Below are 24,672 nucleotides of genomic sequence, written 5' to 3'. Positions count from 1 at the left end.
GCCAGGCCGCTCCCTCTCAGACGCCGTAGCGTGCGCGATAGGCGGCCACGGCATCCTTGTGCGCGCCCAGGTCGGCGCCGGAGCCCTGCGACAGGTAGCTGAACAAATCGTCCAGGTTCGCGATCGAGATCACCGGGATGCCGAATTCCTGCGACACCTGCTGCACGGCCGAGTGTTCCGACAGCGCGTCGTCCTTGCCCGAGCGTTCCATGCGGTCCAGGGCGATCAGGACGGCTGCCGGTTCGGCGCCGGCGGCGCGGATCATCGTCACCGATTCGCGCACCGAGGTGCCGGCCGAGATCACGTCGTCGATGATCACGACCTTGCCCTGCAGCTTGGCGCCGACGATGGTACCGCCCTCGCCGTGGTCTTTCGCTTCCTTGCGGTTGTAGGCGAACGAGGTGTCGCGGCCCTTGGCTGCCAGGGCCACGGCGGTGGCGCTGGCCAGGGTGATGCCCTTGTAGGCGGGGCCGAACAGCATGTCGAACTCGACGCCCGAATCGAGCAGCGTCTGGGCATAGAACTGGGCGAGTTTACCCAGCGTCGCGCCGTCGTGGAACAGGCCGGCGTTGAAGAAGTACGGCGACAGGCGGCCGGCCTTGGTCGTGAATTGGCCGAACCTCAAGACCTCGGCCTCGACCGAAAAACCGATGAATTGCTGGCGCAGATCGCTCATTGTGCTTCTCCCCTGGATATCGAAAGCGGCTATTTTAATCCGTCGGCGGCGCGGCCGCGACTACCCGCGCCGCATCGATCGGATCGACCGGCTTGACCAGGTGACGCTCGAAGCCGGCCGCCTGGCTGCGCGCATGGTCGGCCGCCTGGCCGTAGCCGCTCAGCGCGACCAGTCGGCAGCCCTGCCCGCTTGGGCGCGCGCGGATGCGCGCAGCGAGCTGGTAGCCGTCCAGCACCGGCAGGCCGATGTCGAGCAGCGCCACGGTCGGACTGAACCGCTCCAGCGCAGCCAATGCGCTGACCGGGTCGTAGTACACCTCGACCGTGTGACCGTGGGCGCGCAGCAGCCGGCCCAGGGTATCGGCGCCGTCGGCATTGTCGTCCACCAGCAGCACGCGCTGCGGCGCGCCGGCCGCCACTACCGCCGGCAGCGGCTCCGCCGGCGCCAGCACCAGGGCCGCGCTACGCAGCGGCAGGCGCACCACGAACTCGCTGCCCAGGCCCCGTCCCGCGCTATGCGCCTGGACGCTGCCGCCATGCAGCTCGACGATGTTCTTCACCAGCGCCAGCCCGATCCCGAGCCCGCCTTCGGCGCGGTCGATGCCGCGTTTACCCTGGAAGAACAGCTCGAACACCTGCTCGCGCACCTCGGGCGCGAGGCCGATGCCGGTGTCGCGTACGCTGATCTCGAGCGCATCAGGTCCGTCGCGCCGCGCGCGCAGCCACAGCTGGCCGCCCGGCTCGGTATATCGCGCGGCATTCGTCAACAGGTTCGACACCACTTGCGCCAGGCGCACCGGATCGCCTTCCCACTCCAGGCCCGGCTCGACCTCGACCTGCAGCTGGTGGCGGCGCTGCTCGACCAGCAGGCTCGCCATCTCGACCGCCTTGGCCGTCACCCGCGCCAGCGCAATCCGTTCAACCTTGAGTTCGATCTTGCCGCGCGTGACGCGCGAGACGTCGAGCAGGTCGTCCACCAGCCGCACCAGGTGATCGACCTGGCGCTGGATGATCTCGCCCTCGCGCCCATGCGCGCCATCGCCGCGCATGCGCATCAGCTGCAGCGCGGTGACGATCGGCGACAGGGGATTGCGCAGCTCGTGGCCCAGCATGGCCAGGAATTCGTCCTTGGCCTGGCTGGCTGCGGACAGGTCCACCAGCAGCCGCTCGCGCTCGCGGTGGGCGCGCTCGATCGCCTGGCGGCTGCGCACGTGTTCGGTCACCTCGACCGCGACCACGATCACGCCTTCCGGACGGCCGTCGGCGCCCGCCAGCGGCTCGAGGCTGAACTTGAAATAACGCTCATGCGGCTGGCCGTCGGCGTCCAGCCGGGTCAGCGCCAGCTCTTCTGCGTGATACGGCACGCCGGTGGCGAACACGCGCTTGATCTCCCCGGTCACGCCGCTGCCGGAAAGGCGCGGAAAAGCCTCGTCGAAGGTGCGGCCCAACAGGTCGGCGCAGTCGACCAGTTCACAGTAGCGGCGATTGGCAAGATGGAAACGCAGCTCGGGCCCCATCAGCAGGGCCGTCGCCACCGGCGCATTGAGCAGCATCGCGTCGCGCTGGGCCAGCGCGACATCGCGCTCGTGGCGCTCGGTGGCGTCGCGCGTGAAGCAGCGCGTATGGCGCAGCCGGCCTTCCTCGAAATGGCCGTTCGAATGGATCAGCACATGCTTGATCGAACCGTCCTTGCAGCGCAGGCGCGCCGGCTGGTCATACAGCACGCCGCCCGACAGCAGGGTGGCCAGGATGTAGTCGATCGTGGCCGGGTCGTCGTGGAACTCGGCGATATGGCGCCCGACGTACTCGTCCCATTCATAGCCGAGCATGTGCAGCTCGGCGCGGTTGGCCCACAGGATGGTGCCGTCCGGGCCGACCCGGTGCAAGCCTTCGACGGCGTTCTCCACGAAATCGGCCAGATCAAAGGTCGATGCGTCATGCAGGCATGCGCCGGAATCGACGAGGCCCGCGAGTAGCGGTTTGTCAGTGTTCATGGACTTGGGAAGAAGGCAATGCGGCGCAAGAAGTGGCGCGGCGTAGGGTGCAGAGGAATGCCTAGTGTAACAGATCGTTGCCTTCTGACACGGCCATTACGGCAAATCCGCAACAGTCGGCAGGGCTGACGAGTGGTTCAAAAACACGCTACACTGTCCCGCTTGTTGCCGGATGTCCATTAAAGTCCGCTGAACCATTACCAGTCTTACCATTACCATGCCACGAATTATTTCCGCGAACCTGAACGGCATCCGCTCAGCCCACAAGAAGGGCTTCTTCGAGTGGCTCGCCACGCAAGATGCCGACTATATCTGCGTCCAGGAACTCAAGGCCCAGGAAGCCGACATGACCGAGGATTTCCTGCGTCCCCATGGCTACCACGGCCATTTCCACTACGCCGAAAAGAAGGGCTACTCGGGCACCGGCGTCTATAGCCGTACTGCGCCCGACAAGCACCGCATCGGCTTCGGCTGCGTCGAGTTCGACGCCGAAGGCCGCTATACGCGCTGCGATTTCGGCGACCTGACCGTGATCTCGCTGTATGCGCCGTCGGGCTCCTCGTCGCCCGAGCGCCAGCTGGCCAAGTTCCGCTTCATGGAAGTGTTCTTGCCGCACCTGCAGGAGCTGCAGGCCGAGGGCCGCGAAATCGTGATCTGCGGCGACTGGAACATCGCGCATAAAGAGATCGACCTCAAGAACTGGAAGGGCAACCTCAAGAATTCGGGCTTCCTGCCGGAAGAACGCGCCTGGATGACGCGCATCTTCGACGAACTGGGCCTGGTCGACGTGCACCGCGGCCTCGATCCGCGTCCCGAGCAGTACACCTGGTGGAGCAACCGCGGCCAGGCCTATGCCAAGAACGTGGGCTGGCGCATCGACTACCACGTCGCCACCCCGGGCATCGCCAAATGCGCGAGGACCGTCTCGGTCTACAAGGACGTCAAGTTCTCCGACCACGCTCCCCTGATCATCGATTACGAGCGTTGATCATCCATATCAGGGCCAGTCAAGGCTGAACTGGCTGTCGAAGCTGCGCGGCTGGCCGGTGAGCGGATCGTCGAAGGCGATCGAGCGCGCCAGCAGCTGCAGGGGCGCGCGAAAATCGTCGCCCTTGCACGGCAGCGCCACCGGATAGAAGGTGTCGTTCAGGATCGGCGCGCCGAGCCGCGACAGGTGCAGCCGCAACTGGTGCTTGCGCCCCGTGTGCGGATGCAGGCGATAACGAACCACATCGCCGCGCTGCTCGAGCACCTCGATCAGCGTCTCCGAATTCGGCTCGCCCGCCACTTCTTCGCTGACGAAGAACTGCTCCGCATCCTGCATGCGGCTACGGTAGGTAAACGGGAATGTGCGCCCCGGCATCGATGGCGCCAGTGCTTCGTAGGTCTTGTTCACCACCCGCTTCTGGAACATCGACTGGTAGGCCCCGCGCGAATCGGGATTGTGCGAAAAGATCACCACACCAGCCGTCTCGCGGTCGAGCCGGTGGATCGGCACCAGGTGCGGCAAGTCGTGCGCGCGCTTCAGGCGCACCAGCAGCGTCTCTTTCAAAAAACGCCCGGTCGGGATGGTCGGCAAAAAATGCGGCTTGTCGGCCACCAGGATATGCGCGTCCTGGAACAGCACGCGCTCATGGAACGGGATCGGCGTCTCGGCTTGTTCCAGCTCGCGGTAATACCAGATGCGCATGCCCTGCCGCACCTGGCTGTCGGGGCCCAGGGCAGCGCCCTTCGCATCGACGATCTCGCCACGCGCCAGGCGCGCGGCCCAGGCTTCGCGGCTCACGTCGGGAAACCGCTCGGTGAGAAAGCGCAGCATGCCGCCGGCGCGGGTCTCGGTCAGCCACAGGTAGCTGGGAGCCACGCCGTCGCGGGTCGGCAGCGGCACGTAGGCGTTGGCTTCGGCCTGCCGGCCCTTGACGACTACACGGCCCATCGCCGCCTCACGCGATGCTTCACTTCAGCGGGGTACTCTTGTAGGCCGGCAGCCTGGCGACGCTCGTATTCTTGGCGCGCGCATACAGCGGCAGCAGCACATTCATATGCGCTTCCATGTCCTTGATGCGGGTCTCGCCGCCCGGGTGGGTCGAGAAGATCTCGAGCGGCGCGCTCTGGTTCAGCGCCGCCATCTTGCGCCACAGCGCGATGCCGGCGCGCGGGTCGTAGCCGGCGCGCGACGAGATGTCCAGGCCCACCAGGTCGGCCTCGCGCTCTTCGTCGCGCGAGAACTTCAGTACCAGGAACTGGCCGGCATAGTTGGCGGCGGTGCCGGTGATGTTCGGGTCGACCCCGAAGATCCCCGACAGCAGCGCGCCGCCGACCCGTGCGCCAAGGGCGGTGACATTGGTCTTGGCCAGGCGCTCGCGCCCGTGCTCGCGCAGCGCGTGCGCGATCTCGTGGCCCATCACGGCCGCCACTTCGTCGTCGTTCAGCTTCAGCTGGTTGATGATGCCGGTATAGAAGCCGATGCGCCCGCCCGGCATGCAGAAGGCGTTCACCTGGTCGGACTCGAACAGGTTGACCTGCCATTCCCATTTGCTCGCGGCCGGATTCCAGCGCGTGGTTTGGGGAATGATGCGCTGGGCGATGGTGCGCAGGCGCTTGAGCTGCGGATCGCCTTCTGGCGCCAGCACGCCCTTCTGCTTGGCCTCGCCCACCATTTCGGTGTACTGCTGGCGCGCGGCCTCGTTGACCTGCTCCTCGGGCGCCAGCACGCGCATGCGCGACAGCGGCTTGACCTCGATGCCATCCTGGACGACGTTACCGGCCTCCTGGGCCGTGGCCAGGCCGGTCGCGGCAAAAAGGGAAAGACAAAGGGCAAGGCGTTTCAGTTTTATCATCTCGTCACCGACAGGCTGTTGTTAGCAGCGCCATCCTCTCAGAAATTATTCAAAATGGGCAACACGCCCGGGCAGGATTGCCGTGGATCATGGCCTATTCATGGCATTCACTCAAGCCGCCAACGCACATAAGGCGCATGCACAGCGCATCAGATCGCCGGCGATACCTTCTTGCGCAAACGGAATACCGCCAGGCTACCGCGCAGATTGGGCAGGAACTTGATGACTTCGCCCTCGTCGAGCGCCACGCATTCGAGCACTTCGAGGCCGCATTCCTCGGCCAGTTCCTGGAAATCGTAGATCGTGGCGCAACGCACATTGGGCGTGTCGTACCACTGGTAAGGCAGGGAACGCGACACCGGCATGCGGCCGCGCAGCAGCGCCAGCCGGTGCGGCCAGTGGGCGAAGTTCGGGAAGGACACGATCGCCTCGTTCCCGACCCGCACGATGTCGCGCAGCAGCGCCTCGACATGCTGCATCATCTGCAGCGAATTCAGGCACAGCACGGTATCGAAGGTATTGTCGCCAAAGAGCCCCAGGCCCTTTTCCATGTCGTGCTGGATCACATTGATGCCGCGCGCGGTGCTTTCCAGGACCTTGTCGTCGGCGATCTCGATGCCGTAGCCCGAGCAGCGCTTGCCCGACTCCAGGTAGCGCATCATGGCGCCGTCGCCGCAGCCCACGTCGAGCACATGGGCGCCCTCGCCCACCCAGTGGGCGATGAAGGCCAGGTCGGGCCGCAGGGTATTCAGGTCGTCGAAGTTCATGCGACCTCCAGCGCGATGCGGTTGACATAGGCGCGCACCACGTTCATGTAGCGCGCATCCTCGAGCAGGAAGGCATCGTGGCCATGCGGAGCGTCGATCTCGGCGTAACTCACGCGACGGCGGTTACTGATCAGGGCTTCGACGATCTCGCGGCTGCGCTCGGGCGAGAAGCGCCAGTCGGTGCTGAACGAGGCAACCAGGAACTGGGCTTTCGTACCGGCCAGCGCCTTCGTCAGGTCGCCGCCATGCTCGCGCGCCGGGTCAAAATAGTCCAGCGCCTTGGTGATCAGCAAATAGGTGTTGGCGTCGAAGTATTCCGAGAACTTGTCGCCCTGGTAGCGCAGGTAGGATTCAATCTCGAAGTCGATGCCGAAGTCGAAGTTGTAGTCGTTCGTCTCGGCCGCGTTGCGCAGCTTGCGCCCGAACTTCTCGGCCATGTCGTCGTTCGACAGGTAGGTGATGTGGCCGACCATGCGCGCGACCTTGAGGCCGTTCTTCGGCACCACGCCGTGTTCATAGAAGTCGCCGCCGCGGTAGTCGGGATCGGTCAGGATGGCTTGGCGCGCGACGTCGTTGAAGGCGATGTTCTGGGCCGACAGCTTGGGCGTGGAGGCGATCACGATGCAGTGGCGCAGGCGCTCGGGGAACATGATGCTCCACGACAGGGCCTGCATGCCGCCCAGCGAGCCGCCCATCACGGCGGCGAAGCACTCGATGCCGAGGCGGTCGGCCAGGCGCGCCTGGGCCGCGACCCAGTCCTCGACCGTCACCAGCGGGAAGGCGGCGCCATACGGCTTGCCGGTGGCGGGATTGACGTGCATCGGGCCGGTCGAGCCGAAGCAGGAGCCGAGGTTGTTGATGCCGATGACGAAGAAGCGGTCGGTGTCGACCGGCTTGCCCGGACCGACCATATTGTCCCACCAGCCCGCGCTCTTGGCGGTGGCGTAGTGGCCGGCCACGTGGTGCGAGGCGTTGAGCGCATGGCAGATCAGCACCGCGTTCGACTTGTCGGCGTTGAGCGTGCCATAGGTTTCATACATCAGCGTGTAATCGCCGAGCTGGGCGCCGCTTTGCAGGAGCAAGGGCTCGGCGAAGTGCATCGCCTGCGGTGTGACTATTCCAAGAGATCCCATGGAGACTATTAGTATGTTGGGTAGTGCGGTGCTCGCGCACGGCCGCGCAGGCGGCCGTGTGCCGATGGATCAGAGGGTCTGCAGCTGCTCGACGGCGCTGGCGATCTCGCCCGGCTCCATCGCGCGCAGGATGCGCCGGGTACGGGTGGTGACCGCGCCCAGGTCGGTGTTCAGGATTTCTTGTTTCACCGCCAGCAGCTGCGCCGGATGCATCGAGAATTCGCGCAAGCCCATGCCCAGCAACAGGCGGGTGAGCTTGACGTCGCCGGCCATCTCGCCGCATACCGCCACGTCCAGGCCGGCCTTGTGGCCGGTGGCGATGGTCGAGGCGATCAGCTGCAATACGGCCGGGTGCAGCGGATTATACAGGTGCGCCACCTCGTAATCGACCCGGTCGATCGCCAGCAGATATTGAATGAGGTCGTTGGTGCCGATCGACAGGAAGTCCATGCGCCGCACGAACAGCGGCAGCGCCAATGCCGCGGCCGGGATTTCGATCATGGCGCCGACCTCGATCCCTTCGTCGTATTGAATGCTCTCTGCGCGCAGCTGGGCCTTGGCCTGCTCGATCATGTTCAGGGTCTGGTCGATCTCGAAGGCATGCGCCAGCATCGGGATCAGGATCCTCACCTTGCCGAAGGCTGACGCCCGCAGGATGGCCCGCAACTGGGTCAGGAACATCTGCGGCTCGGCCAGGCAGTAGCGGATCGCGCGCAGGCCCAGCGCCGGATTGAGCGCGGTCTGGTCGGTCTGGTCGAGCGGCTTGTCGGCGCCGACGTCGAGCGTGCGGATCGTGACCGGACGGCCCTTCATCGCCAGCACCGCCTTGCGGTACTGCTCGAACTGCTCGTCTTCGCCGGGGATTTGCAGGCCCTGCGGGCCGCGGCCCATGAATAGAAATTCAGAGCGGAACAGGCCGACGCCGTTGGCGCCCGCCTCCAGCGCGGCCGGGCAGTCGTCGGGCAACTCGATATTGGCCAGCAAGGTGATCGGGGTACCGTCCTGGGTCACGGCCGGCGTCTTCTTGAGCTTGAGCAGGCGCTTTCTCGCCTTGGCCAGCGCCGCCTGGCGCTCGCGGTACTGCTCCAGCACCAGCTGGCTCGGATTGCAGATCACCACGCCGGCGTCGCCGTCGACGATCACCCAATCGTCTTGCTCGACCAGGCGCGAGGCCTGGTCCATGCCCACCACGGCCGGAATGTCCAGGCTGCGCGCGACGATGGCGGTGTGCGAGTTCTGGCCGCCGACGTCGGTCACGAAGCCGATGAAGGAGCGCGGGCCGCCGTCGCGATCGCGGAAGGCGAGCATATCGGCCGGCGAGATGTCGTGGGCCACCACGATCATCTGGGGCAGCGGCTGGTCGTCGTCGATGACGATCGGCGGTACGTTCAGCGCGGTGCCGGTCAGGACTTTCAGCACGCGCTCGGCCACCTGCTGGATGTCGTACTTGCGCTCGCGCAGGTACTCGTCTTCGATCTCGTCGAACTGCGCCGAGAGCTCGTCGATCTGGGTCACCAGCGCCCATTCGGCGTTGTAGTGGCGCGCGCGGATGATATCGAGCGGCGCCTCGGAAATCATCGGGTCGGACAGGATCAGGGCGTGGACGTCGATGAAGGCGCCCAGTTCGGTCGGGGCGTCCTTGGGCAGGTCGGTCCAGAGTTCTTGCAGGTTGCGGTGCACGGCGGCGATCGCATCCTGCAGGCGGCGCACTTCGTTTTCTACCTGGTCGTCGGCGACCAGGTAATGCTTGACGTCGAGCGCGGCCGGCGTGAGCAGGTGGGCGCGGCCGATCGCGATCCCGCGCGAGACCGGTATGCCATGGAGAAGGAAGGAGGCCATGCTGACGTCTCCTGAGCGAGATGCCGCTTCACGCGGCATTACTCGCCTTCGCCGAATTTGTCGTTGACCAGGGCCGCGAGCGCGGCGACGGCGGCTTCCTCGTCCTTGCCGTCGGCTTCCAGGGTCACCTTGGCGCCCTTGCCGGCGGCCAGCATCATGACACCCATGATCGACTTGGCATTGATGCGGCGTCCGTTGCGGGTGAGCCAGACGTCGCTCTGGTATTTCGCGGCCAACTGCGTGAATTTGGCGGATGCGCGGGCGTGCAGGCCCAGCTTGTTGATGATCTCGAGTTCTTGTTGAATCATATTCGCTTTATCGTTGGTCTTGTCGAATCGCGCTCCCCGCGCGCACATCCATCGTTTTCTACCCCACCTTGATCCGGTTATCCACCCGCACCGCGCCGTTCTGGGCGCCCGCCAGCGCCATCTCGACCACCACGTCGAGCGTGTCGCGCCGATACGTGATCGCCCGCAGCAGCATCGGCAGGCTGATGCCGGCGATGACTTCCACATGGCCGGCGTCAGCCAGCGAGTTGCAGCAATTGGACGGCGTGCCGCCCTTGACGTCGGTGATCACGAGCACCCCGTCGCCTTCGTCGAGGCGCGCGATCGCCTGCCGGGCCAGGCCATTGACCTCGCCGATATCCTGGTCGGCGGCCACGTCGATCGCCTCGAAGCGCTCGGTCGGACCGCGGAACACGTGCGCCACTGCCGCGATGAAAGCCTGGCCCAGCGGCGCGTGGGTCAGGAGCAGGATGCCTACCATGGTGTTATTTGTTTACCTTTTGTTCGACCGCGTCGATGAACATCGCGGCCACGTCGAATCCGGTCTGGTCGCAGATTTCCTGGAAACAGGTCGGGCTGGTCACATTGACTTCGGTCAGGAAGTCGCCGATCACGTCTAATCCTACCAGCAACAGGCCGCGCTCGGCCAGCACCGGGCCCAGGGCCTCGGCGATCTCGCGTTCGCGCGCGCTGATCGGCTGGGCCACGCCCAGGCCGCCGGCGGCCAGGTTGCCGCGCACTTCGCCGCCCTGCGGGATGCGCGCCAGCACGAAGGGCACCGGCTTGCCGCCGATGACCAGCACGCGCTTGTCGCCCTTGTCGATGGCCGGGATGAATTTCTGGGCCATGATGGTGTTGCGGCCGTTGCCGGTCAGGGTCTCGATGATCGAGCCCAGGTTCAGGCCGTCGCTTTTCACGCGGAAGATGCCGGCGCCGCCCATGCCGTCCAGCGGCTTGAAGATCACGTCGCCATGCCTGGCGTGGAAGGCGCGCAGGCGCTTCTCGTCGGACGTGACCATGGTCGGCGAGGTGTAGCCGCTGAAGCCGCCGATCGCCATCTTCTCGTTGTGGTCGCGGATCGCGCGCGGGCTGTTGATCACGCAGGCGCCCTGGCGCTCGGCCAGTTCCAGCAGATAGGTGCCGTAGACGTATTCCATGTCGAACGGCGGATCCTTGCGCTCGAGGATGGCGTCGAATTCGCCCAGGTTTACATCCAGGGCCGGATCGGCGCGATACCACGCGTCCTTGTCGCCGGTAAGATGAATGCGCGTCACGCGCGCGCTGACCACGCCTTCGTCGAGCACCATATCGCGCTGTTCGAAGTGGTAGACGGCATGGCCGCGCCGCGCCGCCTCGCGCATCATGGCGAAGGTCGAATCCTTGTAAATCTTGAATCCGGACAGGGGGTCGGCGAGAAAAGCGATTTTCATGGGGCGTCCATTCGGGATAATGCCCTGATTTTAGCTCGAATTACAGAATCTCGCGGACCGGCCGCCCGGCCATTCCCACTTGAAAATGCACTGCAGCAATTTGTCGGGTATCACGCGCTGCGACTGAGACAGCTCAATCGTGTCAATACAATCACGGTAGACCATGAGGGCATGGATACCCAACCAAGCCAACAGGCCGAGCAGGAGCGCATCGAAGATGTCTACCGCAGCTGGCATGGCGGCGCCGCGCTGGCGCGCTATGCCTGGCACCGGCCCGAGATCCTGCAGCAGGTGGCGGCGCGCTCGCGCGGCTTCGCCGACCTGCTTTCGTACACGGTCGGCGCAGACCTGTCTGACGTGCAAGTGCTGGACGTCGGCTGCGGCACCGGCGGCTTCCTGCGCCAGATGATCGACTGGGGCGCCACCCCGGCCAAGCTCACCGGGACAGAGCTCCAACGAGATCGGCTCGACCATGCGCGCCGATGTACGGCCAACGGCGTGCGCTGGCACCTGGGCACGCTGGACGCGATACCGCCGGCCGGCTACGACCTGGTGACGGCGCAGACGGTGTTTTCCTCGGTGCTCGATCCGGCCCTGCGACGCGAGCTGGCAGCCCAGATGTGGCGCGCGCTGCGTCCCGGGGGCTGGTGCCTGGTGTTCGATTTTCGCTACGACAACCCGCGCAACCGCAATGTACGCAAAGTCACCCGGGCCGAGTTGCAAGAATGGTGGCCAGGGAGCGAACAGCGCTACCGCAGCCTGGTGCTGGCGCCGCCCATCCACCGCCTGCTGGCCGCGGCGCCGTATATGGTGACCGAACTGCTCACGGTACTGGCGCCGGCGCTGCGTTCGCACTTCATGTACGTGGTGCGCAAGGACGCTTGAACCGCCGCCACATTTCCGTCAATAGACTTCCGGATTCGGATCCGTGCGTTCCATTTCCAGCGAGGCCGCCAGCATGCCCAGCCGCGCCACCACGCCATATACATAGAAGCGGTTCGGCGCCGCCGTGCCCGGCTTGGCCTTCAGGTCGGGCACCGCATGCTGCTGGGCGAAGGCCAGCGGCACGTATTGCGAGCCCGGCGAATTCAGGTTCTGGTCGATGCCGCGCTCGGCGTGCACGCGGTAGAAGCCGCCCACCACATAGCGGTCGATCATGTACACCACCGGCTCGGCCACGGCGTCGTCGATCGACTCGAAGGTCGGCACGCCTTCCTGGATGATCAGGTCGGTCACGGCGACGCCATCCTTGATCACCGACATGCGTGCGCGCTGGGCCGGGGTCAGGTCGCGCACTTCGCTGGCGTCCTTGATCGTCATCACGCCCATGCCATAGGTGCCGGCGTCGGGCTTCAGGATCACGAAGGGCTTGCGCTCCTTCATGCCGTATTCCTTGTACTTCTTCTTGATCTTCGAGAACATCGCAGCGACATTGTCGGCCAGTTCCTCGGTGCCGACGTTCTCGCGCAAGTCCACTTCGCCGCACTTGCTATGCAGCGGATTGACCAGCCACGGGTCGATATCGATCAGCTTGCCGAACTTCTTGGCCACCTCGTCGAAGGCCTTCAGGTGGTTGCTCTTGCGGCGCAGCGCCCAGCCGGCATGCAGCGGCGGCAACAGCGACTGCTCGTGCACGTTCTCGAGGATGGACGGGATGCCGGCCGACAAATCGTTGTTGAGCAGGATGGTGCACGGGTCGAAATCGGCCAGGCCGACGCGGCGCCCGTTGGGCGAGCGTACCAGCGGCTCGACCACCAGCATATTGCCGTCAGGCAGAGCCAGCGGCGTCGGTTCGGTCACTTCGGGCGAGAACGAGCCCAGGCGCACGTGCAGGCCGGTCTGGCGGAAGATCTGCATCAGGCGCGCCACGTTCTGCAGATACATCGGGTTGCGCGTGTGGGTCTCGGGCACCAGCAGCAGGTTGCGCGCATCCGGGCAATACTTGTCGATCGCCGCCATGGCGGCCTGCACCGTCAGCGGCAGCATCTCGGTCGGCAGGTTATTAAAGCCGCCCGGGAACAGGTTGGTGTCGACCGGCGCCAGCTTATAACCGGCGTTGCGCAAGTCGACCGAGCAATAAAACGGCGGCGTATGCTCCTGCCACTCGAGCCGGAACCAGCGCTCGATGGCGGGGGTGGCTTCGAGGATTTTCTTTTCCAGGTCGAGCAAGGGACCGGTCTGGGCGGTGGCGAGGTGCGGAACCATGGTGGGACGTCCTTGTTATGCGCTTCTTGTTGTTAACTAATTCGGATAGGTCATATGGGGTGCGCCTGCCCTTTTTAAAGAGGTGTTGCCAAGAACGCAAAAAAGGCGCCCGCAGGCGCCTTTCAGACTGACATGGCGAGATGTCAGTAACGGTACGCCGATTCGCCGTGGCTGGTGATGTCCAGGCCTTCGCGCTCTTCGTCTTCAGGCACCCGCAGGCCGATCACGATATCGACCAGCTTGAAGGCGATGAAGGCCACGATCGCCGACCACACGATGGTCACGACCACGCCGTGCGCCTGCACCAATACCTGGCTGCCGATCGAGTAGCTGGTGTTCATGGCATTGGTGGTGTAGTCCCACACGCCCTGGCCGCCCAGCGACGGCGCCGCGAACACGCCGGTCAGCAGCGCGCCCAGGATGCCGCCCACGCCGTGCACGCCGAACACGTCGAGCGAATCGTCGGCGCGCAGTATGCGCTTCAGGCCGGTCACGCCCCACAGGCAGATGATACCAGCCAGCAGGCCCATGACCAAGGCGCCCATCGGCCCCACGAAACCTGCGCCCGGGGTGATCGCCACCAGGCCCGAGATGGCGCCCGAGGCGGCGCCCAGCATCGATGGCTTGCGCTTGAACATCCATTCGCCGGCCGCCCACGACACGGTGGCGGCGGCGGTTGCCAGCAGCGTGTTGATGAAGGCCAGCGCCGCGACGTCGCCCGCTTCGAGCGCCGAACCGGCATTGAAGCCGAACCAGCCGACCCACAGCAGCGAGGCGCCGACCATGGTCATCGGCAGCGAGTGCGGGGCCATCGATTCCTTGCCGTAGCCGACGCGCTTGCCGATCACGTAGGCGCCCACCAGGCCGGCCACGGCCGAGTTGATGTGCACCACGGTGCCGCCCGCGAAGTCGAGCGCACCCTGCTGCCACAGGTAGCCGGCACCGGCGGTGACGGTGGCCAGCGAGGCGGCGTCGCTGATCGCGTCAGGACCGGCCCAGAACCAGACCATGTGCGCCATCGGCAGGTAGGCAAACGTAAACCAGATCACGATGAAGGCCAGCACCGCCGAGAATTTCGCGCGTTCGGCGAAGGAACCGACGATCAGCGCGCAGGTGATGGCGGCGAAGGTGCCCTGGAAGGCAACGAAGATGAACTCGGGGATCATCACCTCCTTGGTGAAGGTCGCGCCCATCGAGAAGGTGCCGGCGACCGGATCCCAGATGCCCTGCAGGAAGGCGCGGTCGAAGCCGCCGATGAAGGCATTGTTAGAAGTAAAGGCAAGTGAGTAGCCGTACAGGCACCACAGCACGATGATCAAGGAAAACACCATCATCACCTGCATCAGGACCGACAGCATGTTCTTGGCACGCACCATGCCGCCGTAGAACAGCGCCAGGCCCGGGATCACCATCATGATCACCAGCAGCGTGGCGACGAACATCCAGGCGGTATCCCCCTTGTTGATGCTTGGCGCCGCCATGGCCGGGAGGGCCAGGCCCAGGCCCAGCATGGAGGACACGATTTTTGTCGTTATATGCTTCATGAACACGTTCCTTCTTACAGTGCGTCGTTGCCGGTCTCGCCGGTACGGATACGGATGACCTGGTTCAGGTCGGCCACGAAGATCTTGCCGTCACCGATCTTGCCGGTGCGGGCGGCGCCCTGGATCGCATCGATCACCTGGTCGACGATGGCATCGTCGACGGCGGCTTCGATCTTGATCTTGGGCAGGAAATCGACGACGTACTCGGCGCCACGGTACAGCTCAGTGTGGCCCTTCTGGCGGCCGAAGCCTTTCACTTCGGTCACCGTCATGCCTTGCACGTTGATTTCCGACAGCGCTTCTCGCACCTCGTCGAGCTTGAAGGGCTTGATGATGGCGGTAATCATTTTCATGGTATTGCCTCTTTTGCTATCAAAAAGTTTTTGACACGGACAGCACGGCGGCCGACTTGCCCAGGTTCTTGCCTTCCGGGCTCAGGTAGGCGTCGGTATTCGCCTTGTGCCAGGCCAGGGCCACGGTGGCGACCCCGAAGTCCTTCGTCACGCCGACCCGGTAGTCGGTGTACGACGCCGGACTGTTGTTTTTCACGCGCTGGCGGCCTACATGCAGGTTCAGCAGGAAGCCATTGCCCACATCGATGTCGGCGCCCAGGTCCAGGTATCCGCTGCGCTTGCTGTCGGCAGTGCCGAACAGATTGGTCGTCGAGTGCGAGTACTTGATGTAGGCCGGACCGAAGCCGAGCTTGCCGTACACCTCGAAGGTGTTCGCGCTCGGATCCAGGCTATTGTCCGGATAGTAGTAATACAGTCCGCCGACGTCGTAGCTGACCGCCTCGGTCAACTGACCACGTTTGCCGGCATACAAATCCCATTCGATATTGCCGTCGCCACCCAGATCCTTGGTCCACTTGATGGTGGACAGCCAGGTGCCTACGTAGAAGCCGGATGGGCCATGTACGTAGTCGACGCCGCCTTGCACGGCCGGGTCGAAATCGGTTTGCGCGAGCCCGCGGTAGCGGTATTCGCTGGTGACGCTCACGTTGTAGCTCACCTGGTGTTCGGCGGGTTGCTCCTGTGCCATGGCCGGGATGCTGGTGAAAGCCAGGATCGCCAGGCTGATTGCGTGTACTTTTGCATTGCACTTCATGACAAGCCCCCTTGATGAACAATTACTGCGTTTAGAATCCTCTTGTAGTCCTGTGTCTATCCTTCATTTAGCAGGATGTGTGCCAGCTCATAAAAGCCGAAAAATGGCCTTGTTTTTTTGGTAAACACGCCCAACATCAGTTTTGCTCTAATACAAGCGACCGTGAACGGCGCGCCCGTGCTGCGCGGCGCACCAAATCTGGCTGCATTGCACCGTCGTGGTGCATGCACCTTGGCAGAAAGGGATCAGAACATGAACAACAGCAACTTCTTTAGCGATTTGCAGGGCAAGATCAACCAGGCGCTCGAAAGCGGCCCGGCCAAGGACATCGAACGCAACGTCAAGGCGGCGATGACCTCGGGCTTTGCCAAGCTCGACCTGGTCACGCGCGAGGAATTCGATATCCAGGCCCAGGTGCTGGCCAAGACCCGCGCCAAGCTGGAAGCGCTCGAACTGCGCGTGATCGAGCTCGAGGCACGCATCGCGGGCGGTGCGTCCGCCGCCACTGCAGCGACGGCATCGACCACCCCGCCACCCGGCGCGGCGCCATCAGCCACCGCGCCGTTCCCGAAACAGCCCGAGGATCCGACCATCGTGCTGCCGCCGAGCCTGGACAAATCGGGCGATATTCCGATCGACAAACCGTAATACCGGGTGCATTCATGGATCGGGCAACCAGCATGAATGCACCGGAACCACCGTCCGACGCCCTGCCCGCGCAGGAAGTGTCGCTGGACGTGCTGCGCGAAAAATACGCCCGCGGCGACGAACGCACGATCGAAGACGTACAGCGGCGCATCGCACGCGCCCTGGCCGCCCTCGAGCCGGCGCCGCAGCGCGCCGACCATGAGCGCCGCTTCCTGTGGGCCCAGCAACAGGGCTTCGTTCCCGCCGGCCGCATCGCGTCAAGCGCCGGCCTTGGCCTCTCCGCCACCCTCATCAACTGCTTCGTCCAGCCGGTCGGCGACTCGATCTCCGGCGCTAGCTTCGGCCTGCCCGGCATCTATACCGCGCTCAGTGAAGCCGCCGAGACCATGCGCCGCGGCGGCGGCGTCGGCTACGATTTTTCGGCCATCCGCCCGCTGGACAGCAAGGTGGCCGGTACCGCCTCGCGCGCCTCGGGCCCGGTGTCGTATATGGAAGTGTTCGACGCCTCCTGCCGCACGGTCGAATCGGCCGGCGCCCGGCGCGGCGCCCAGATGGGCGTACTGCACATCGACCATCCCGACATCGAGCGCTTCATCGCGGCCAAGGACACGGGCCGGCTCACCAACTTCAATATCTCGGTCGGCGTGTCCGATGCCTTCATGCGCGCCGTCGAAGCCGACGAAGCGTTCGCGCTGGTGCATGCGGCCGAGCCGGGCGACGAGACCCTCGCCGCGGGCGGGCGCCGCAGGGAAGACGGCCTGTGGGTCTACCGCACGGTGCGCGCGCGCGAACTATGGGAGCGCATCATGGTCTCGACCTATGACCACGCCGAGCCGGGCGTGCTGTTCGTCGACCGCATGAATGCCGAGAACAATCTATGGTATGCCGAAGAGCTGCGCGCCACCAATCCCTGCGGCGAGCAGCCCCTGCCCCCGTATGGCTGCTGCGACCTGGGCTCGCTCAATCTCACCGCCTTCGTCCACGACGCCTTTACCCCGGAAGCGCACCTGGACTTCGAGCGCATGCGCGACGTCGCGACAACCGCGGTGCGCATGCTCGACCTGGTGCTGGACGCCACCCAATGGCCGCTGCCGCAGCAAGCGGCCGAGGCGCGCGCCAAGCGCCGCATCGGCCTGGGCTTCTTGGGCCTGGGCAGCGCGCTGGCGATGCTGGGCCTGCGCTACGACGCCGACGAGGGCCGCGCCGTGGCGGCGCGCATCGCCAGCGCGCTGCGCGACGCCGCCTATGCGGCCTCGATCGAACTGGCGCGCGAAAAAGGCGCCTTCCCGCTGTTCGACGCCGACAACTACCTGCGCGGCCAATTCATCGAGCGCCTGCCGCAGCCGCTGCGCGACGGCATCCGCGCCCACGGTATCCGCAACTCCCACCTGCTGTCGATCGCGCCCACCGGCACCATCTCGCTGGCCTTCGCCGACAATGCCTCGAACGGCATCGAGCCGCCCTATTCCTGGACCTACCAGCGCAGGAAACGTACGGCCGATGGAGGCACGCGCAGCTACGAGGTGGCGGACCACGCCTGGCGCCTGTATCGCCAGCAGCACGGCGACGCCGCCCTGCCCCCGAGCTTCGTCACCGCGCTCGAAATGCGCGCGCTCGACCACCTGCGCATGGTGGAGGCGGTGCAACCCTTCATCGACACTGCGATCTCGAAGACCGTCAACGTGCCCGAGGATTATCCCTACGACGACTTCCGCGACCTGTACCTGGAAGCCTGGCGCGCCGGGCTGAAAGGGCTGGCGACGTATCGGCCGAACGCGGTGCTGGGAAGCGTTCTATCCACGACGCCGGTCGCTTCCCCGGCGATGACTGCCGCGGCTCCGCCTTCGCCCGACGACGACCCGCTGCGCAAGCGCTTCGAACACCGCCCGCTGGGCGAACTCGAGTCGAGCACCTCCAAGATCGAATACTCGACCCAGGAAGGCCGCAAGACCGTCTACCTGACGGTGAGCTTCCTGCGCGCCGAAGGCATCTGGGAAGGCCGCCAGGTCACGGTCGAGCGTCCCTTCGAATTCTTCATGCCGGCCAACCAGCGCACCGGCGGCCACCAGTGGATCACGGCCTCGATGCGCCTGCTGTCGATGGTGGCGCGCGCCGGCGGCCCGATCGCACGCGCTCTGGCCGACATGCGCGAGGTGGTGTGGGAAAAAGGTCCGGTGCGCTGCGGCCACATCGTGCGCGAAGATGGCGTGCGGGTGCCGGTCTACCACGATTCCGAGGTCGCGGCGATCGCCTTCATGCTGCAGCGGATGCTGATCAGGCGCGGCTTCCTGGACCAGCAGGGCAATCAGGTGCCGGTCGGCGAACTGGCGCGCCGCTTCGAACGGCGCACGCAGGATGGCGCGCCCGATCCGCAGCTGCAGCCCGGGGAGGCGCCGGCCGAGCCGCTGCCCATCATGAACGGTGCCAAATGCCCCGAATGCGGCGCGCTGGCGCTGCGCAAGGTCGACGGCTGCTCGCGCTGCGAGTCTTGCCACTATGTCGGCGAGTGCGGCTGACCGTACCTTAGAAAAGAGGCGCCCGCGGGCCGGGCTCAGGCATACTGCCGGGGTCGCCACCAATCCTGCCCGCCCGATGAGCTATTACGCCCTCAAGCATATCCACATGACCTTCGCCGTGCTGAGCGGCGCCCTGTTCCTGCTGCGCGGCCTGTGGATGCTGGCCGAATCCCGGCGTCTAGAGCAGCGCTGGGTCAGGATCGCGCCGCACGTGATCGACACCCTGCTGCTGGCCAGCGCCGTCGGCCTGGCGGTGTGGAGCAGCCAGTATCCGGGCCAGTCGCCGTGGCTGACGGCCAAGCTGGTGGCCCTGGTCGCCTATATCGGCCTGGGCACGGTGGCGCTCAAGCGCGGCCGCACGCGCCAGGTGCGCGCCCTGGCCTTCGCCGGCGCGCTGGCCTGCTTCATCTACATCCTGGCGGTGGCGGTCACCAAGAATCCGCTGGTCGCCGCCTGATCATCCGTTCCCGGCGCCGGCGTCAGCGCCGCTCCAGCTGCGTCAGGTGCGCCGTCACCTGCGCCTGCTCGCGCCGCGCGAGCGGCGGCACGCCCGCCAGCGCCGCCTGGTAGGCCGCGATCGCGCGCTGCCGGTCGTGGCGCGCTTCATGGACTTCGCCCAGGGTCTTGTAGATATAGGGCCTGGGGGCGATGGCCGCCGCCTTTTCCAGCTGGGCCACGGCCTCGAGCAGGCGCCCCTGGGCCCGCGCCACCAGCGCCAGGCCGTAGGGGCCATGCTCGCTGGACGGCAGGCGCAGGCTCAGTTCATGGAACAGACGGCTGCTCTGGGCATGGCGGCCCGCGTCGAGATGGGCGGTGGCCAGGGTCAGCAGCAGCTCGCGCTGGCTGTCCTGCACCAGTCCATAAGCCTTCAAGTCGGCCGCCAGGATGTGCTCTTCGGCGTCGCCCAGCTTGCCTTCATCGAAAGCGCACATGGCGCGCATCAGGCGGGTCAGGTCGGGATCGGTGCGCCGCGTTTCGGTGGCCAGCTCGCGTGCGCGCACCTCGCTGCCGCCCAGGAAGAACGGGGTGTCGAGATAGAAGCGCATCAGGCTCACGCGCGCGCGGTAATTCAGGGGATCGAAGCGCAGCGCGCGCTCGAAGGCGTCGCGGGTGGCGCGCGCATTGCGCGCGCGAGCCAGCACGCCGCCCGCGTTCGACTGCGCCGTCAAGGCGTTGCCCAGCGCTTCGGCGCACGGGCTGCTGTCGGGATGGGCCGCGACGCAGCGCTCGGCCGCCGCGCGCGCCAGCGGCAAGTCGTCCAGCCCGCCCTGGGCGATGCGCAAATCCACCAGGGCCGCCAGCGCTGCCGGATCAGTGGCATTGCGCGCCAGCCTGGCCTCGATCGCCCGGTTCGCCTCACCATGACGCTTCTCGTATACCAGGTGCGCCATGGGTTCCGTCGGGACCGCATGGGCGACGCCGCACCAAGCGCCCAATAGCAATACCGGCACCCACCATGCCAAGCTTTTAGCCAGCATTGCATTCCCTCTCGTCGCGGGACCTGGCCTTTTCCGTGGCGGCCGGCCCCGCTTTTGCAATTAGATTGTCTTGTTGTTATTTGATATAAAGCAAATCCTCACATGGAAGGTATGGACAAGTCAATGCGGGTGGAATACTCGTTACCGGGGAACCACGTTGTGTTCCGTGTAGAAGCGCGGTTCGGCGCCAGGCTTACCGAAGCTGGCGCGCGCTACGGTATTTCGCCAGCTCGGCCTTGAGCCAGGCGGCGCTGGCGACCGGGGCATTGCCGCCGCAGCGGACCTGGTAGGGTTTGCCGCTCAGGCTGCTTTCGCTGGCGGCGCGCGCGATGAAATCCTCGCCCGTCGCGACCAGGTCGCGCTTCTGCAGGTAGTCGTATTTGCGTTGCAGGTGCCTGGCGGCTTCGGCCGCGTCGTGCCAGCTGCCGTTGCGCTGGAAGCTGCAGCCGGATGCGGTCAGGTAGCCGATCAGGTGGGCGATCTCCTGGCGCGCGGCGGGCGGCGGCGCGGCCTGGGACAGCAGCGGCAGGATGGCGAGCAGGATCGCTGCGGCGTAAGGTTTCATCGTGGACGGCAATGGACAGGAAGGCTCCAGTATGCCGCGTTTGCCGTCCACCTGCCGCATCACTCGATGGCGGCTTCCTTGCGGTTGTCGCGCGATACACGGTCGATCATCTTGTTATAGGGATCGACGCCCACCTCGAACGGCTGCTCCTTGAGCGTGACGGTGATCGTTGGATTGTCGCCCGACAGCACACGCTTCTCCAGCAGCAGCACTTTTTCGTCTGCTTCCTTCGCTCCCTTGGCACGTGCGAACACGCCGATCTCCACCGGCTCGTCGTAGGCGCGCGCGGTTTCCTTGCCCTTGCCGTCGGCTTCCATCTTGGCCAGGTGCAGCTTCATCGTCACGTCCCACTGGCCGTCCGGACGCTTCCTGGCCGTTGCCTCGGTCACGCGGTTATCGTAGAACACGATTTTCTCGAACATGTCGGCAATCAATGCGTGCTTGTCGGCCGGCGCCTCGGCGCGGATGTAGTCGAGCAGCTCCCTGGAGGTGGTGAACGGCGACTCCTGGTAGCCCTTGTCCTCGAGGAAGCGCTTGAGCGCGCGGTTCAGCGCCTCTTCGCCGATCTCGTCGCGCAGGCGGTAGAAGACCAGGCTGCCCTTGCGGTAGTGGATGTAGTCCTGGTTTTCCACGCGCGCCAAAGGCAGTTCCTCGATCAATTCGCCGCCGCGCGAGCGCAGGTAGCGATCCAGTTCATAGCGCAGGAAGCGGCGCATCTGGTGACGCCCGTATTCCTTTTCCATCACCATCAGCGCCGAGTACTGCGACAGCGATTCGATCAGCATGTTCGCGCCCTGCACATTGGCGGCCGTGACCTGGTGGCCCCACCACTGGTGCGCCATCTCGTGGGCCGTCACGTAGAACACGTAGTCGATGTCTTCCTTGTCGCGCAGGTCGGCGATGAAGCCGATCGACTCCGAGAACGGGATCGTGTTGGCGAACGACTGGGCGAAGCTCTGGTAGTTCGGGAACTCCAGGATCCGCACCTGCTTGTGCTGGTAAGGCGTGAACTCTGTCGTGAAGTAGTACAGCGACTTGCGGGTGGCCTCGATCATCCGGTCGGTGTTGTAGCCATGCTTGGCATCGTGATAGATCTCGATTGGGATGCCGTTCCACTCGCCCTTCTTCACCTGCCAGCGGGCCGACAGGTAGGCAAAGAACGGCATCATCTTCTGGTCCATCTTGTAGTGGTAGTAGTTGCGGCCGTTGTCGGTCCACGACCGTTGCAGGTAGCCCGGCGCCAGCGCGATCTGGTCGCCACTGGTCGACACCGTGGTCTCGAAACCGATCCAGTCCGCATCGCCGCCGAACATGGAGTTGACGCGCGCCGCCTCGTCCTCGAGCTTGGCCATGCGTTGCGGCTCGCCCAGGCCGCGCTTGCGGCGCTCGTTGCGGTCGGTCAGCTCGAAGTCCGGTTGATAGCCGATCAGCGGGAAGAACTCGCGGTTGTTGAAGAAGGTGCCATTCAGGTTGAAGGTGTCGGCCTCGCCCGCATTCGAAAAGCCCGGGCGGCGCGCATCGACCGTGAAGTCCAGCGGCAGGCGTGCGCCCGGCGCCAGCGGCGCGGCCAGTTTCAGGATCATGAAGCCGGCCTCCTTGTCGTCCAGCACGACCTGGTGCGGCGGCAGCTGGCCCAGCGTGGTCACCACGTCGGGATTGAGCTGCAGGCGCAAGGTGTCGAGCGGCTGGCCGGTCTTGTTCTCCAGGACGTAGCTGCCCTTGACCATCACCCGGCGCTGTTCCGGATAGATGTCGACCGCGGCGCGCACGTCGACGATCTTCGCATGCGGCAGGTCCTTGTACTGGCGATAGCGCTTCTCGTACAGCGCCTGCTTGTCCATGCTGACATTCCTGGCCTCGTAGCCGCCCAGGGTCACGGTGTTGTGGAAGATCCAGCCGCCGACCAGGGCGAACGCGATCGTGCACAGCGCCAGCGCCACGCCCGCGCCGCCCTTGAGGCGGCGGCCCGCTTCGCGCACCCGCGCGCGCCACTCGACCGACAGGCCGCGCACCCAGAAGGCCTGGGCCACGATCAGCGCCGCCACGCAGAACAAGGTCCAGTACAGCGCGAACCAGGCCCAGCCCGTGACGAAATGGCCGAAACCGTTCATGTCCGAATACGGCGTTGCCGGCAGCTGTGCGACGTTGTACAGGTTGTGATCGAAGTGCATCACCGACAGGACGATCTGCCCGATCATCAGGACGATCACCAGCAGGTAGCCGATGAATTTATTGTTGGTCAGCACCTGCAGCACGATGGCGACCAGCGCCATCAGCACATACGGAAGGCCGGACATGAACACGCCCTGGACGTACACCCCGAATTCGACCGGCGCCCCGCCCCGGAACAGCTGGACGGCGATCGCGGTCAGGATGCCGGCGAACAGGAAAGCCAGCACCACGCCCACCAGCGCCACGCTCTTGGCGACCAGCGGCGCCCAGTTCGGCATCGGCATGGCGTCGCTGACGTCGGCAATCCTGGCCTGGCGTTCCTTGAAGATCAGCTCGCCCGCGTAGAAAGTGACGATGATAATCAGCAGGAAGTTGAACGAGCCGTTCAACAGCTCGATCATCAGGTGGGTGCGCGGATAGACGTCGGTGCCGAACAGCGCGTCGAGCTGGCTCGAGCTGCCCACCATGTTCAGCACGCCGAACAGCAGCATGACCAGGAATGGCACGCTCTTGAACACCGCGACCGCATCGAAGGCGAAGATATGCCAGCACTGGGCCCAGCGCGTGGCGCCGGTGAAGCGCGGCGCGACCCGCGGCAGCGCGACCTGCAGCGGCGCGAAGGCAGGCGTGGCCTGCGCCCTGGCCTTGCCGAACAGGCGCTTGCCGGTGCCGGCGCGCTGCGGCCTGAACAGGACCAGCGTGGCGCCGACCAGCGCCACCGCGACCGCGCCCCACAGCAGGCGGTTGGCCAGCATATAGCCTCCGATATCGGGCAGGCCGGCATTCGATTCGGCGGTCGAGAAGTAGCGCGTGGCGCGGCCCAGCGCGCGCATGCCGAAGGGATCGGCCAGCACGGCGATCCACTCGTTGTCGATGTCCGACGTGAAGCTGCCGGCCACGATCCACAACACGAAGAAGGCCATCACGCCGACGTACACCATCATGATCGAGCGCGTGGTGGCCGCCAGCAGCATCAGCAAGGCGCCGATGAAGAACAGGTTGGGCACGACCAGTACGCCCAGCGCCCACAGGTAGGCCGCGCCTGGGAAAGGCCCGACGCGCTGGGCGTCGATCCAGGGCATCAGGGGGCCCAGCATCATGCCGAGCACGACCAGGACGAAGATGAACAGGCAGGCCACCAGGCCGGCGGCGAAACGGCCGATCAGGTAGTCGTGCTTCTTCATCGGCGTGGCGAACAGCATGTCGGAGATGCCGACCTCACCGTCGCGCAGCACGCTGCCGGCGATGAAGATGGTGACGACGAACATCGAGATCAGGCTGAAGAAGCCGAGCAGTTGCGCGACCACGACCGGCGCGTTGCGGTTGACGTTGCCGATGCTGCCGCCGACCTGGATCGCGTCGCTGGTGGTGGCGCCGAAGGCCAGCGCACCGAAGATCAGCCCGCACACCCACAGCAAGGGCTGGCGCAGCTGGAAGGCCAGCTCGAACTTGAAGAATTCTCTCAGCATGCC

At 65.4% G+C, this 24,672-nt stretch carries 21 protein-coding genes and 1 pseudogene; 5 read left to right on the top strand and 17 right to left on the bottom strand.

What is annotated here, in order from left to right:
* Positions 1-16: 16 nt before the first annotated feature.
* On the bottom strand, positions 17-676 hold the full coding sequence (pyrE, locus tag E8M83_RS01195) for an orotate phosphoribosyltransferase (RefSeq protein WP_137171572.1): 660 nt from the start codon (positions 674-676) through the stop codon (positions 17-19).
* Positions 677-710: 34 nt separating this feature from the next.
* Positions 711-2,669 carry an ATP-binding protein gene (locus E8M83_RS01190; protein WP_137171571.1) on the bottom strand — a complete coding sequence of 653 codons (1,959 nt, stop codon included), beginning with the start codon at positions 2,667-2,669 and terminating at the stop codon, positions 711-713.
* Positions 2,670-2,886: 217 nt separating this feature from the next.
* Here E8M83_RS01190 and E8M83_RS01185 point away from each other — a divergent pair, with 217 nt between their 5' ends.
* Positions 2,887-3,657 (top strand): exodeoxyribonuclease III, encoded by a 771-nt coding sequence (locus E8M83_RS01185; RefSeq protein ID WP_137171570.1) that lies wholly within the window; start codon positions 2,887-2,889, stop codon positions 3,655-3,657.
* Between the two features lie 9 nt (positions 3,658-3,666).
* On the opposite strand, the gene E8M83_RS01180 is transcribed toward E8M83_RS01185, so the two are convergent.
* From E8M83_RS01180 to gshB, 8 genes are all read right to left on the bottom strand, one after another.
* Positions 3,667-4,605: a pseudouridine synthase gene (locus E8M83_RS01180; protein ID WP_137171569.1), complete on the bottom strand. Its 939-nt coding sequence runs from the start codon at positions 4,603-4,605 to the stop codon at positions 3,667-3,669.
* A 19-nt stretch (positions 4,606-4,624) separates the two neighbouring features.
* Positions 4,625-5,509, bottom strand: a complete 885-nt coding sequence (locus E8M83_RS01175; protein WP_137171568.1) for a M48 family metallopeptidase — start codon at positions 5,507-5,509, stop codon at positions 4,625-4,627.
* Between the two features lie 149 nt (positions 5,510-5,658).
* Entirely contained in the window at positions 5,659-6,276 is a 618-nt protein-coding gene (gene metW / locus E8M83_RS01170) for a methionine biosynthesis protein MetW (RefSeq protein ID WP_137171567.1), read from the bottom strand.
* Entirely contained in the window at positions 6,273-7,409 is a 1,137-nt protein-coding gene (locus tag E8M83_RS01165) for a homoserine O-acetyltransferase (protein ID WP_137171566.1), read from the bottom strand. The genes metW and E8M83_RS01165 overlap by 4 nt, the downstream gene beginning before the upstream one ends.
* Before the next feature lie 69 nt (positions 7,410-7,478).
* Positions 7,479-9,248: a phosphoenolpyruvate--protein phosphotransferase gene (gene ptsP / locus E8M83_RS01160; RefSeq protein ID WP_137171565.1), complete on the bottom strand. Its 1,770-nt coding sequence runs from the start codon at positions 9,246-9,248 to the stop codon at positions 7,479-7,481.
* Between the two features lie 38 nt (positions 9,249-9,286).
* Positions 9,287-9,556: an HPr family phosphocarrier protein gene (locus E8M83_RS01155; RefSeq protein ID WP_137171564.1), complete on the bottom strand. Its 270-nt coding sequence runs from the start codon at positions 9,554-9,556 to the stop codon at positions 9,287-9,289.
* Between the two features lie 58 nt (positions 9,557-9,614).
* A complete protein-coding gene (locus E8M83_RS01150) occupies positions 9,615-10,016 on the bottom strand; it encodes a PTS sugar transporter subunit IIA (protein WP_137171563.1) in 402 nt (133 codons plus the stop codon).
* Positions 10,017-10,020: 4 nt separating this feature from the next.
* Complete coding sequence (gene gshB, locus E8M83_RS01145; RefSeq protein ID WP_137171562.1) at positions 10,021-10,965, bottom strand: glutathione synthase; 945 nt, start codon at positions 10,963-10,965, stop codon at positions 10,021-10,023.
* A 171-nt stretch (positions 10,966-11,136) separates the two neighbouring features.
* Between gshB and E8M83_RS01140 the strand changes: the two genes are divergently transcribed.
* Positions 11,137-11,850 (top strand): class I SAM-dependent methyltransferase, encoded by a 714-nt coding sequence (locus tag E8M83_RS01140; RefSeq protein ID WP_137171561.1) that lies wholly within the window; start codon positions 11,137-11,139, stop codon positions 11,848-11,850.
* Positions 11,851-11,868: 18 nt separating this feature from the next.
* Here E8M83_RS01140 and gshA read toward each other — a convergent pair whose 3' ends face one another.
* From gshA to E8M83_RS01120, 4 genes are all read right to left on the bottom strand, one after another.
* Positions 11,869-13,170, bottom strand: a complete 1,302-nt coding sequence (gshA, locus tag E8M83_RS01135) for a glutamate--cysteine ligase (protein WP_137171560.1) — start codon at positions 13,168-13,170, stop codon at positions 11,869-11,871.
* A 143-nt stretch (positions 13,171-13,313) separates the two neighbouring features.
* Positions 13,314-14,714, bottom strand: coding sequence for an ammonium transporter (gene amt, locus E8M83_RS01130; RefSeq protein ID WP_137171559.1), 1,401 nt, complete (start codon positions 14,712-14,714; stop codon positions 13,314-13,316).
* 14 nt (positions 14,715-14,728) lie between these two features.
* Complete coding sequence (glnK, locus tag E8M83_RS01125) at positions 14,729-15,067, bottom strand: P-II family nitrogen regulator (RefSeq protein ID WP_137171558.1); 339 nt, start codon at positions 15,065-15,067, stop codon at positions 14,729-14,731.
* Positions 15,068-15,086: 19 nt separating this feature from the next.
* The gene (locus tag E8M83_RS01120; RefSeq protein WP_137171557.1) at positions 15,087-15,821 is read right to left on the bottom strand and encodes a TorF family putative porin; all 735 of its coding nucleotides are present in this window, start codon (positions 15,819-15,821) and stop codon (positions 15,087-15,089) included.
* Positions 15,822-16,073: 252 nt separating this feature from the next.
* Between E8M83_RS01120 and E8M83_RS26165 the strand changes: the two are divergent.
* The 3 genes and pseudogenes from E8M83_RS26165 to E8M83_RS01105 all read left to right on the top strand — a co-directional run.
* Positions 16,074-16,301, top strand: a pseudogene (locus E8M83_RS26165) (accessory factor UbiK family protein); the annotation flags it as partial.
* A gap of 200 nt (positions 16,302-16,501) precedes the next feature.
* Positions 16,502-18,985, top strand: a complete 2,484-nt coding sequence (locus tag E8M83_RS01110; RefSeq protein WP_137171555.1) for an adenosylcobalamin-dependent ribonucleoside-diphosphate reductase — start codon at positions 16,502-16,504, stop codon at positions 18,983-18,985.
* Between the two features lie 76 nt (positions 18,986-19,061).
* Positions 19,062-19,442, top strand: a complete 381-nt coding sequence (locus tag E8M83_RS01105) for a SirB2 family protein (protein WP_137171554.1) — start codon at positions 19,062-19,064, stop codon at positions 19,440-19,442.
* Between the two features lie 22 nt (positions 19,443-19,464).
* Here the strand turns inward: E8M83_RS01105 and E8M83_RS01100 are convergent, their stop codons facing one another.
* The 3 genes from E8M83_RS01100 to E8M83_RS01090 form a co-directional block, all read right to left on the bottom strand.
* Complete coding sequence (locus E8M83_RS01100) at positions 19,465-20,376, bottom strand: hypothetical protein (protein ID WP_229491376.1); 912 nt, start codon at positions 20,374-20,376, stop codon at positions 19,465-19,467.
* A gap of 280 nt (positions 20,377-20,656) precedes the next feature.
* On the bottom strand, positions 20,657-21,028 hold the full coding sequence (locus tag E8M83_RS01095; RefSeq protein WP_137171552.1) for a DUF5329 domain-containing protein: 372 nt from the start codon (positions 21,026-21,028) through the stop codon (positions 20,657-20,659).
* 59 nt (positions 21,029-21,087) lie between these two features.
* Complete coding sequence (locus tag E8M83_RS01090; RefSeq protein ID WP_137171551.1) at positions 21,088-24,669, bottom strand: M1 family aminopeptidase; 3,582 nt, start codon at positions 24,667-24,669, stop codon at positions 21,088-21,090.
* Between the last annotated feature and the right edge of the window lie 3 nt (positions 24,670-24,672).

The sequence above is a fragment of the Massilia sp. HP4 genome, from assembly GCF_005222695.1.
In the GTDB taxonomy this organism is placed as follows: Bacteria; Pseudomonadota; Gammaproteobacteria; order Burkholderiales; family Burkholderiaceae_D; genus Telluria.
The sequence above is the reverse complement of the archived record's forward strand: the minus strand, read 5'-3'. Positions and strand labels throughout refer to the sequence as shown.